This window comes from Gilliamella sp. Pra-s52, assembly GCF_009795805.1.
Taxonomy (GTDB): Bacteria; Pseudomonadota; Gammaproteobacteria; order Enterobacterales; family Orbaceae; genus Gilliamella.
In genome coordinates, this window is the sequence record NZ_WTEY01000006.1 from 103,511 (window position 1) to 115,632 (window position 12,122).

The 12,122-nt window shown below is 34.7% G+C and carries 10 protein-coding genes; 7 read left to right on the plus strand and 3 right to left on the minus strand.

Annotation, left to right across the window (positions count from 1 at the left end; all coding sequences use genetic code 11):
* Positions 1–4 precede the first annotated feature (4 nt).
* From fabG to GQ594_RS06565, 6 genes are all read left to right on the plus strand, one after another.
* A complete protein-coding gene (gene fabG / locus GQ594_RS06540; RefSeq protein WP_160411820.1) occupies positions 5–739 on the plus strand; it encodes a 3-oxoacyl-ACP reductase FabG in 735 nt (244 codons plus the stop codon).
* A 149-nt stretch (positions 740–888) separates the two neighbouring features.
* Positions 889–1,122: an acyl carrier protein gene (gene acpP, locus GQ594_RS06545; protein ID WP_034910452.1), complete on the plus strand. Its 234-nt coding sequence runs from the start codon at positions 889–891 to the stop codon at positions 1,120–1,122.
* A 155-nt stretch (positions 1,123–1,277) separates the two neighbouring features.
* Positions 1,278–2,522 (plus strand): beta-ketoacyl-ACP synthase II, encoded by a 1,245-nt coding sequence (gene fabF / locus GQ594_RS06550; protein WP_160401012.1) that lies wholly within the window; start codon positions 1,278–1,280, stop codon positions 2,520–2,522.
* A gap of 193 nt (positions 2,523–2,715) precedes the next feature.
* Positions 2,716–6,195, plus strand: coding sequence for a DNA polymerase III subunit alpha (gene dnaE / locus GQ594_RS06555; protein ID WP_160401013.1), 3,480 nt, complete (start codon positions 2,716–2,718; stop codon positions 6,193–6,195).
* Between the two features lie 195 nt (positions 6,196–6,390).
* On the plus strand, positions 6,391–7,350 hold the full coding sequence (gene accA / locus GQ594_RS06560; RefSeq protein ID WP_160411819.1) for an acetyl-CoA carboxylase carboxyl transferase subunit alpha: 960 nt from the start codon (positions 6,391–6,393) through the stop codon (positions 7,348–7,350).
* 20 nt (positions 7,351–7,370) lie between these two features.
* Positions 7,371–7,739 carry a diacylglycerol kinase gene (locus GQ594_RS06565; protein WP_160401015.1) on the plus strand — a complete coding sequence of 123 codons (369 nt, stop codon included), beginning with the start codon at positions 7,371–7,373 and terminating at the stop codon, positions 7,737–7,739.
* Positions 7,740–7,797: 58 nt separating this feature from the next.
* On the opposite strand, the gene GQ594_RS06570 is transcribed toward GQ594_RS06565, so the two are convergent.
* The 3 genes from GQ594_RS06570 to metK form a co-directional block, all read right to left on the minus strand.
* Complete coding sequence (locus GQ594_RS06570; RefSeq protein ID WP_160411818.1) at positions 7,798–8,640, minus strand: 23S rRNA (adenine(2030)-N(6))-methyltransferase RlmJ; 843 nt, start codon at positions 8,638–8,640, stop codon at positions 7,798–7,800.
* A 528-nt stretch (positions 8,641–9,168) separates the two neighbouring features.
* On the minus strand, positions 9,169–9,672 hold the full coding sequence (locus GQ594_RS06575; protein ID WP_160411817.1) for a SprT family zinc-dependent metalloprotease: 504 nt from the start codon (positions 9,670–9,672) through the stop codon (positions 9,169–9,171).
* Positions 9,656–10,807: a methionine adenosyltransferase gene (gene metK / locus GQ594_RS06580; protein WP_160411816.1), complete on the minus strand. Its 1,152-nt coding sequence runs from the start codon at positions 10,805–10,807 to the stop codon at positions 9,656–9,658. Before metK ends, GQ594_RS06575 begins: the two co-directional genes overlap by 17 nt.
* Positions 10,808–11,021: 214 nt before the next feature.
* Between metK and murI the strand changes: the two genes are divergently transcribed.
* On the plus strand, positions 11,022–11,837 hold the full coding sequence (murI, locus tag GQ594_RS06585) for a glutamate racemase (RefSeq protein WP_160411815.1): 816 nt from the start codon (positions 11,022–11,024) through the stop codon (positions 11,835–11,837).
* Positions 11,838–12,122: the final 285 nt, after the last annotated feature.

The window sequence follows — 12,122 nt, forward strand, 5'->3', positions numbered from 1 at the left end:
TGTTATGAATCTATCAGGGAAAATTGCTTTAGTTACTGGTGCAAGTCGTGGTATTGGTAAAGCTATTGCGGAAAAACTTGTCTCTTGTGGGGCAACGGTTATTGGTACAGCAACCACAGACAGAGGCGCAGAGGCTATTAGCCAATATTTGGGCTCAAATGGTAAAGGTTTAACTTTAAATGTAACTGATGAAGCATCGATTGAATCTGTGATTAATACAATAAAAACGGAATTTGGCGATATTGATATTCTTGTCAATAATGCAGGTATTACCCGTGATAATTTATTAATGCGAATGAAAGAAGATGAATGGCAAGATATTTTAGATACCAACTTAACGTCTGTTTTCCGTTTATCTAAAGCATTAATGCGCACAATGATGAAAAAACGTTATGGAAGAATTGTGACTATTGGGTCTGTAGTGGGTACAATGGGAAATGCTGGACAAGCTAATTATGCAGCAGCTAAAGCAGGATTAATTGGATTTAGTAAATCATTAGCACGTGAAGTTGCGTTACGTGGCATTACCGTTAACGTGGTTGCACCAGGTTTTATTGCAACGGATATGACTGATGCGCTAACTGATGAGCAAAAGGCTCTAACTTTATCTCAAGTTCCTGCTGGTCGTTTAGGGGAACCTACAGAAATTGCTAATGCCGTTGCCTTTTTGGTTTCCGATGAAGCATCTTACATTACTGGCGAAACTTTACATGTCAATGGTGGCATGTATATGGTGTAATTGGCTAGAATAGTGTAGAATAGGTCAATATTTTAGTTTTTGAGTAAAAAATAAGCAGTTGGGTTGAAAAATGATTGGCATCTTTTTCAACATTTTATAAACTTACATTCACCGTCAATTTTGGCGATTTTTATAGGAAAAAAAAGAGTATGAGCACTATTGAAGAGCGAGTTAAGAAAATTATTGTTGAGCAACTTGGTGTGAAAGAGGAAGAAGTTAAAAATGAATCTTCTTTTATCGAAGATCTTGGCGCTGACTCTCTTGATACAGTTGAATTAGTTATGGCTTTAGAAGAAGAATTTGATACTGAAATTCCTGATGAAGAAGCTGAAAAAATTACAACTGTTCAATCAGCAATTGATTATATTACTGCAAATCAATAAGGTTAGCAGAGTTTTTATGATAGGCGGTCAAATGATCGCCTAGTTCGTATTTATATATTAAATTTTAAAATTAGCTTAAGTGCGAATGATAATAAAACTCGAAATTAGCATTTCATTGATTCAAATTTCATTTCAATCCTTTCCTGGAGGACAATGTGTCTAAACGCAGAGTTGTTGTTACTGGAATGGGCATGATATCTCCTGTAGGTAATACAGTTGAATCCACTTGGCAGGCTTTACTAGCTGGACAAAGTGGTGTTGAACTCATAGAACACTTTGATACAGCCCCTTTCGCAACGCGCTTCGCCGCAATGGTTAAAAACTTTAATGGTGAAGATTATAATATTTCACGTAAAGATGCTCGTAAAATGGATTACTTTATCCAATATGGTATTGCTGCGGGTATGCAAGCAATGCAAGATGCTGGCATTGAGATTACCGAAGAAAATGCAGAACGAATTGGTTGTGCTATAGGTTCTGGTATCGGTGGACTTGGGTTAATAGAAGAAAACCATAGTGCATTAGTTAATAGCGGACCACGTAAAATTAGTCCTTTTTTTGTGCCGTCAACTATTGTTAATATGATTGCTGGTCACTTATCTATTATTTATGGATTAAAAGGTCCTAGTATCACTATTGCAACAGCATGTTCTTCTGGTGTGCATAATATCGGTCACGCGGCACGCATGATTGCTTATGGTGATGCTGATGCAATGTTAGCTGGTGGGGGCGAAAAGGCAAGTACTCCACTAGGTATTGGTGGTTTTGGTGCTGCGCGTGCTTTATCAACTAACAATGATAACCCTAAAGCAGCTAGTCGACCATGGGACAAAAATCGCGATGGTTTTGTTCTTGGTGATGGTGCAGGAATTATGTTTTTAGAAGAGTATGAGCATGCTAAAAAACGTGGTGCTAAAATTTATGCTGAAATTGTCGGTTTCGGTATGAGTGGTGATGCTTATCATATGACTTCACCGCCTGAAAATGGTAGTGGTGCTGCATTAGCAATGAAATGTGCAATTCGTGATGCAGGAATTACGCCGGAACAAGTGGGTTATATTAATGCTCATGGTACATCAACGCCTGCTGGCGATAAAGCTGAAACTCAAGCGGTAAAGAGTATTTTCAAAGAAAATGCCAATAAAGTGATGGTAAGCTCAACTAAATCTATGATTGGTCACTTACTTGGAGCAGCTGGCGCTGTTGAGTCAATTTTTACTGTCCTAGCATTGCGTGATCAGGCTGTACCACCAACGATTAATTTAGATAATCCTGATGAGGGATGTGATTTAGATTATGTACCACATACTGCTCGTCAAGTTCAAAACTTAGAATATGCACTTTGTAACTCATTTGGTTTCGGTGGAACTAATGGTTCGGTATTATTTAAAAAAATCTAAGTTTTTGTTATCCGTCGATAATGTTTTATCGGCGGTATATCTTTGATATAGGCGTTTTCATTTATCAAAATAATAATGGATCCTACCATTGTTTTTTATCCAATTAGTGTTTGCCATTAAAGAGATAAGAATATTCCTACTGCCTATGTTATAATCTCGTATAATTTTTTAAGCATAATCATTTCTGGTAATTATGGCGGAACCAAAATTTATTCATCTTCATTTGCATAGTGATTTCTCAATGATTGATGGAATTGCTAAAGTAGGTGCATTAATAAATGAAGTGAGCAAGTTGCAGATGCCAGCATTTGCAATCACCGATTTTACTAATCTTTGTGGACTGGTTAAGTTTTATGGCTCAGCAATGTCAAAAGGCATTAAACCTATCATTGGTGCAGATCTCGCTATTAGAAGTTCTCAATTGCCTGATGATATTTACCGTCTAACTCTATTAGCTGCTAATAATCAGGGATATCAAAATCTTACTTTATTGATTTCTAAAGCCTATCAGCGAGGATATCTTGGAGATTTGCCTGTAGTTGATAATGAGTGGTTAATTGAGCATCGAGAAGGCTTAATTGTGTTAGCGGGGCGAGATAGTGATATTGGTATCGGTATTATTCGCAATAATCAAACTATTATTGATGATGCTATTCATTTTTACCTTCAAAATTTTAATGAGTACTTTTATTTCGAGTTAGTACGTACTAATCGAGTAAATGAAGAGTTGTTTATTCATCGTGCTATAAAACTGGCTGAACAATATTTATTACCGGTTGTTGCAACTAATGACGTTCGATTTTTAAAGTCTTCTGATTTTGAAGCTCATGAAATTCGAGTTGCAATTCACGATGGGAATACTCTTGAGGATCCATCACGGCCTAAGAATTATTCAGCAGATCAATATTTACGTTCTGAGCAGGAAATGTGTGAGCTATTTTCTGATATTCCTGAAGCGCTTGAAAATAGCGTTGAAATAGCAAAACGTTGTAATGTGTCTATACGGTTAGGTGAGTATTTTTTGCCTAAATTTCCGACTGGAGATATGACTACTGAAGACTTTTTAGTATATAAATCGCGTCAAGGATTAGAAGAAAGGTTAGAGTTTTTATTTCCGGATTCTGAAATTAGAAAACAAAGAAGGTCAAAATATGATGAGCGTTTAGAAACGGAATTGACGGTTATTAACCAAATGGGTTTTCCCGGTTATTTTCTCATCGTAATGGAATTTATTCAATGGTCTAAAGATAATGATATTCCTGTTGGGCCTGGGCGGGGATCTGGAGCTGGTTCCCTCGTTGCGTATGCATTAAAAATTACCGATTTAGATCCTCTAGCATTTGATTTACTTTTTGAACGTTTTTTAAACCCTGAACGTGTTTCAATGCCTGATTTTGACGTCGATTTTTGTATGGAAAAACGCGATCTGGTTATTGATCATGTTGCCGATATGTATGGACGAGATGCAGTATCTCAAATTATTACTTTTGGAACTATGGCTGCCAAAGCGGTAATACGCGATGTTGGTCGAGTCCTTGGGCATCCTTATGGGTTTGTTGATCGTATTGCGAAATTAATACCATTAGATCCAGGTATGACTCTAGCTAAAGCTTTTGAAGTCGAACCTCAGCTTCAGGAGTTATATGATAATAATGAAGAAATTAAATCATTAATTGACGTAGCTCGACAATTAGAAGGTGTAACCCGAAATGCAGGTAAGCATGCAGGGGGAGTTGTAATTTCACCAACTAAAATTACTGATTTTTCACCGATTTATTGCGATCCAGAAGGTCATCATCCAGTTACTCAATTTGATAAAAATGATGTTGAATATGCAGGGCTTGTTAAGTTTGACTTTTTAGGGTTAAGAACATTAACCATTATTGATTGGGCAATCAAAATGATTAATGAGCGCCAGCTACGAGAAAGTAAAGAAAAAGTCGATATAACTCGAATTCCTTTAGATGATGAAAAGTCTTTTGAATTATTATTAAAAGCCGAAACTACAGCAGTGTTTCAGCTTGAATCTCGAGGAATGAAAGACTTAATAAGACGTTTAAAGCCCGACTGTTTTGAGGATATGATCGCTTTAGTGGCTTTATTTCGTCCTGGACCATTACAATCAGGTATGGTTGATAATTTTATTGACCGAAAGCATGGTCGCGAAGAGGTTTCTTACCCTGATATTAAATATCAACATGAATCATTAAAACCTATTTTAGAGCCAACTTACGGCATTATTTTATACCAAGAACAGGTTATGCAAATTGCACAAACCCTATCGGGTTATACACTGGGTGGCGCTGATTTACTACGTCGAGCTATGGGGAAGAAAAAGCCTGAAGAGATGGCAAAACAACGTTCTGTTTTTAAAGAAGGTGCAGAAAAACAAGGCATTGATGGCGAACTTTCGATGCGAATATTTGATTTGGTTGAAAAATTTGCTGGATATGGTTTTAATAAATCTCATTCAGCAGCTTACGCGCTTGTTTCTTACCAGACTTTATGGTTAAAAACTCATTTCCCTGCAGAATTTATGGCTGCTGTTATGACTGCCGATATGGATAATACTGATAAAATTGTTGGTTTAGTTGATGAATGCTTAAGGATGGGATTAAAAGTTAATCCTCCTGATATCAATAGTGGCCTTTATCACTTCCATGTAAATGATAAAGGTGAGATCGTTTACGGGATTGGTGCAATAAAAGGTGTTGGTGAAGGACCTATCGAGGCGATTGTTGAAGCTCGTAATAGTGGTGGTTATTTCAAAAATATTTTCGAACTTTGTGCTCGAACAGACATGAAGAAAATTAATCGTCGAGTTCTTGAAAAACTGACTATGGCTGGAGCTTTTGATAAACTAGGCCCTCATCGAGCGGCAATTTTACATAGTATTAATGATGCAATGCAAGCGGCGGATCAATATGCTAGAGCTCAAAATATTGGTCAAGAAGATATGTTTGGTGTTTTGGCTGAAGAACCCGAACAAGTTGAACATGCTTATGCTGCGGTTCCTGAATTACCTGAGCAGGTTTTGCTTGATGGTGAACGTGAAGCTTTAGGGCTTTATTTAACTGGGCATCCTGTAACTCAATATTTAAAAGAATTAAATCGTTATACAGGTGGATTACGAATAAGTGAGGCTTCTCCTACTGGATGGGGAAAATTGGCAACCTTTGCGGGCATTGTTGTAGATGCAAGAATAAGAATTACCAAAAAAGGTAATAAAATTGGTTTATTTACTTTAGATGATCGTTCTGGTCGTATTGATGGCATGTTGTTTTCGGATGCCTTAGATAAATTTGGACATTTATTAGTAAAAGATAAAATTCTTATTGCTTCAGGTCAAGTTAGCAATGATGATTTTAATGGCGGATTTAAAATGTCTGTACGAGATCTTGTTGATTTGAAAGATGCTCGAGCTAAATATGTAAAAGGATTATCCATTACTTTAACTGAGAATGAAACTAATCAAGCAATATTACAGCGATTACAACAATTATTTGAGCCTTATAAGAATGGATGTGTGCCGATTCATTTATATTATCACCGAGATGATTTAGTTGTTAGAATACAATTTGGTACAACATGGAGAATTATCCCAGAAGATTCTTTAATTGTTGAATTAAAAACATTACTTGGTCTCGATCGTATCGAATTTGAGTTTGAATAAATAAAGCTTCATTTTAATAAATGTAGATAACTAGATTTTGGAAAAGTTGCAGTCTATTAATATAAATATAGGTGACTTTAATGAGTATTACATAGTAGAATTGGCTTAATTTTATCTTAAGAATTAAGCCGTATACTATGTTAGATAGTGTATTTTTTAAAATACCGAATAAATTAAGAGGCAATTACAAGCGTTATGAACAATTTTTTGGAATTTGAAAAGCCGATCGCGGAATTAGAAGCAAAAATTAATTCCTTAAAGAATATTGATTCGCAACAAGTTGAATTAGATATTAATTTAGATAAAGAAATCAAACAATTAAATAAAAAAAGTCGTGAATTAACAAAAAAAATATTTGCTAATTTAACTCCTTGGGAAATTGCGCAACTAGCTAGACATCCGAACCGCCCTTATACTTTGGATTATATAAAGGAAATTTTTACTGATTTTGATGAATTAGCTGGTGATAGAGCTTATGCGGATGATAAAGCAATTGTTGGTGGAGTAGCACGTATTGATGGGCGAACAGTAGTGGTTCTTGGGCATCAAAAAGGACGAGAAACAAAACAAAAAATTTATCGTAACTTTGGTATGCCAGCACCAGAAGGCTATCGTAAAGCGTTAAGATTAATGCAATTGGCTGAACGCTTTAAATTACCAATAATTACTTTTATTGATACTCCAGGTGCTTATCCTGGCATTGGCGCTGAAGAACGTGGTCAAGCGGAAGCTATTGCACGTAACTTGAGAGAGATGTCCCGCCTTAAGGTGCCTACTATTTGTACAGTCATTGGTGAGGGAGGATCTGGAGGTGCACTAGCTATTGGTGTTGCAGATAAAGTTAATATGCTTCAATATAGTACTTATTCTGTCATTTCGCCTGAAGGTTGTGCTTCTATCTTATGGAAGAGTGCTGACAAAGCATCCGTTGCAGCCGAAGCAATGAATATGACGGCAGATAAATTATTAAAGCTAAATCTTATTGATTCAATCGTACCTGAACCACTTGGCGGTGCTCATCGTGATTATACTGCTGTATCTACTTCACTGAAAACACAACTACTTAGTGATCTTGATGAACTTGAAAATATGCAATTATCAGTATTGCTGGAAAGAAGGTTTCAACGTTTAATGAACTATGGTTATGTAAGATAATATTACTTTGGAATATAATTATGGAAAAAGCGACGGGATTGCGACGTTTAATTAATGCAACCAAATATTCTTTGAAAGGTTTTAAATCAGCAATTAAATATGAAACAGCTTTTCGACAAGAATTAATTCTGTTAGTTATAGCTTATATAGTTGTAATGCTAATCGATTTTTCTATTTATGAACGTATTTTATTACTTGGATCGATTGGAGTTGTGATGATTACTGAGCTAATAAATAGCGCAATTGAGTGTGTGGTTGATCGCATTGGGTCTGAAAGACACGACTTATCTGGCCGAGCAAAAGATTATGGCTCGGCTGCTGTATTTTTGTCTTTATTATTAACTATTATTTTGTGGATTTATCTATTTTCTTGTCACTTTTCATCATAACTTTATATTTAGATATCGATTTTCCAGAAAATTTTTGGTAATAGTTTAATAGTAAACACTATTCAGGAACTAGCTCTCTAATGATGCAGTTTCCTGTTTTTTCAATGTCTAATATCGTTTTTAGCCATGGCAAAATTGTACGCATTTGTTCGTGTAATTTCCATGGTGGATTAATTACTATCATTCCTGAAGCCGTCATGCCTTTTTGATTATTATCTGGTTTTATTGCCAGCTCAAATTGTGAAACTCGTTTTATGCCTGAGTTAACAATATTATCAATCATTTTTTGCGTTTGTGTACGAGATACCACAGGATACCAAATTAAGTAAACTCCTGTTGCAAAACGTTTATATGCTTCTAATAATGCTACAGGTATTTTTTGATAATCGTCTTTAATTTCATAAGAAGGATCAATCAATACTATTCCACGACGAGATTGCGGAGGTAATTTTGATTTTAATTGGACAAAGCCATCTTCACGTAAAACTTTTGTTCGTTTATCTTTGCTAAATTCTTGCTTTAGTAAAGGATAATCAGTTGGATGTAACTCAGTAAGGTTGAGTTTGTCTTGCTTACGTAATAATTGTTTTGCTATTAGTGGTGAGCCAGGATAATATTTCAATTCATCAAAAGGGTTGTAACGTTTAAGTATCGATATATAAGTATTAATTAATTCTGGAATATTAGATTGTTGCCATAACAAATTAATTCCAGATAGATATTCGCCTGTTTTTTCAGAGTGCTCACTTTTTAATAAATATCGGCCTGCACCTGAGTGTGTGTCTAGATATAAAAAAGGCTTTTCTTTTTCTTTTAATGATTCAATGCATAGTGTCAATACTATATGTTTTAAAACATCTGCATGATTACCTGCATGATAACTATGGCGGTAGCTTAGCATTCGAAATTTACTCTCTTTTGTTCGTTTTTTGTATATAAAAGATTATTAATCCTAAACAAAGAAGATAAGGCATCTTCATTAATTCTTCAATGAGATCTTTTCGCTCTTTTTGTTATAACTAAAAATTCATGTCTAATACGGCGGTGTCGGCTATACCTAAGAATAAAAAAGCAAAGAATATATGCCAAAATGGTATTTTTTTACATTTGTAGCAATGAGAAATTTCCCGGTGAATTATGGGTAAACATATAGTTAGTATTGGAACTGCTATTAATATACTAGCAATAAGCTTATAATAAAAACGTGGTACCTCAGGAAAAAAGTCTCGTCTCCAGCTAATTCCATAACCCAAAAGCATGAGCCACTAGAAAATTGTCCAAATCCAAAATCTATTAAGTTTAGAATGTTCAGATACTTGTTTTACATAATAATAGGTATAACAGCACATAAATAATAAAAAGAGTGATAATTAATAACGAAATTTTGTAAAAATAAAAATCTAACTTACACATACAGTATTTCTTAGAATTAAATAGTGTCTTTAATTTTGAGCATAGTACCGCATTTGCGACATAAATAACTAGTTTTATTATTTTGTATTTTGTTGTGTCTTATCGAAGTTAAATGATGTTGTTGACAATTACAGTAGTATAAATAAGTATTGCGTTGAACGGGAAAATGGTGAGTTGTAGTTGGATTTTTTCCTAATATTTCCGACATAATATATTTCCATTCTTTACCGTGTGGTTTTACTTTACCAAACTCTTTAAAAACAAGGAGATGAGCTAGTTCATGAGGCACAACTTCCTCAATAAATTGAGTCCCATTATTTAGCAACATAATCGAATTAAGCTGAATTTCCCAGAGTGTTAGAAGGGCACTACCAGCAATACTGCCTTTAGTTTTATAAACAATTTTAGGATCTCTATATTGGGAATGTAGGCGTTGATTGGCTTGTAATAAGTGACCTCTTAAACAAGCCATTACCTGATTATGTAAATAAATTGGTATGCGTTTATAATCCTGCTGCATCACGTAGTAGTGCCGCTTTATCAATTTTTTCCCAAGGGAATACATCTCGACCAAAATGACCATAACTTGCTGTTTGTTTATAGATTGGTTGAATTAGATCAAGCATTTGAATCAATCCATAAGGCCTTAAATCAAAAAATTCTTTAATAAGTGATACAATTTTATCGTGATGGATTTTTTCTGTGCCAAAAGTATTAACATAGATTGATGTAGGATTAGCAATACCAATGGCATAGGATATTTGTAATTCACATCTGTCAGCGAGTCCTGCTGCAACAATATTTTTGGCAACATAACGTGCGGCATAAGCTGCTGAGCGGTCAACTTTTGATGGATCTTTTCCAGAAAAAGCGCCACCACCATGATGTGCAGCACCACCGTAAGTATCCACAATGATTTTTCTTCCAGTTAGTCCACAGTCACCCATTGGCCCACCAATAACAAATCGCCCTGTTGGGTTAATAAAGTATTTTGTTCTTGATGTTAACCATTCAGGTGGTAATGTTGGTTTAATGATTTCTTCCATGACTGCTTCATGTAATGCTTTTTGTTCAATATCTTCTGAATGTTGGGTTGATAAAACGATTGTATCAACACCTTTTATCTGACCGTCTTGATAAATTAATGTGACTTGACTTTTGGCATCAGGTCTTAGCCAAGGAAGTATGCCATTTTTTCTAACTTCTGCTTGGCGGCGCATTAAATCATGAGCATAACTTATAGCCGCAGGCATTAAATTTGGCATTTCATTTGTAGCATAACCAAACATTATACCTTGGTCACCAGCACCTTGTTCTAGAGGATCGTTTCGATCAACTCCTTGATTGATATCTGGAGATTGTTTGCCAATAGCATTAAGCACCGCACATGAATTTGCATCAAATCCCATTTCTGAACTGGTATAACCAATATCATTAATTGTTTTTCGAGTTAATTCTTCAATGTCTACCCAAGCTGAAGTAGTGATTTCACCGCCAACTAGAGCCATACCTGTTTTTACGTATGTTTCGCAAGCAACACGTGCTTTTGGATCTTGTTCTAAAATTGCATCAAGTACCGCATCAGATATTTGATCGGCAATTTTATCTGGATGACCTTCCGAAACAGATTCTGAAGTAAATAGAAATTCTGACATAAAATACCCTCTCAACTTAATTCTTACATAATGCTTGAAATATATTACTCAGATTTAATGTATATTTATCTTAGCAGTTTTACCGTCTAGACGTCTAGTCCATAATTTATAGAGTAAAATATAATATTAGCTTTAGTAAAAAACTTGCATTAATTTTTAATCAATTTACGATATGACGCGTTTATAATTTGTTATTTAATATCCTATAGCTAAGATGAATATCGTAAAACAATCGCCTTCAGTGTTAGTGTTTGATTCAGGTATTGGTGGTTTATCTGTTTATAATGAAATTTATAATAAAATACCTAATGCACACTATATCTATGTGTTTGATAATGAAATGTTTCCTTATGGAGATAAATCATCAAATTTTTTAATTAATAGAGTGAATTCTGTAATTGAGGCTGTTACTAAATTTTATCCAATTGATTTAGCAGTTATTGCTTGTAATACAGCTAGTACTATTTGTTTGCCTAATCTGCGCTCTAAATTTTCTTTTCCTATTATTGGAGTTGTACCAGCGATTAAACCTGCTAGCTTACTTACTAAAAATAAATGTATAGGATTATTAGCAACAAAAGCAACTGTTGAAAGAACTTATATAACCGATTTAATAGAGCAATTTGCCTCGCATTGTACTGTTAAATTGTTAGGATTATCGGAATTAGCACTCATAGCCGAAAATAAATTACAGGGTATTACTGTAGATATGAAACAATTAAAAGAATTAATGCAACCTTGGCTTAGGTTACAAACAATTCCGGATACAATAGTTCTAGGTTGTACGCATTATCCTTTCATTAAAACAGAATTACAGATGATTTTTCCTCAATCAAACTTAATAGATTCAGGTCATGCGATTGCAATACGGGTTTGTAATTTGCTAAATGATAAATATAAACTGGACCGAATAATTCCTTCTACGTCTAAAAATATTGTATTAAGCACAGTTTATACTCAGTCTGTAGAAAAGTTGATTAAAAAGTTATCTGACTATAATCTTCATAAATATCATGCTATTAATATTTAACTTGTTTAAAAGTTATGCTACCGATTAAATGTTTGAAATTTTTTGCTTGCCAAAAAAAAAGAAGTCCCTATAATGCGCAGCCACTGACACGCAGTCAGCATAAAGCAGTCGGCGAATAAGGTTAGTGAACAAGGTCAAAAATTTTAAAAAAAGATCTTGACGAATAAAAAAGGTTGGCGTAGTATACGCAACCCTTGAGACAGCGAAGTAAAACAACGAAATGTTGAGTTAATTAAACGCTGTTAGCTCTTTAAAAAGAAGAAACAGACAATCTGTGTGGGCACT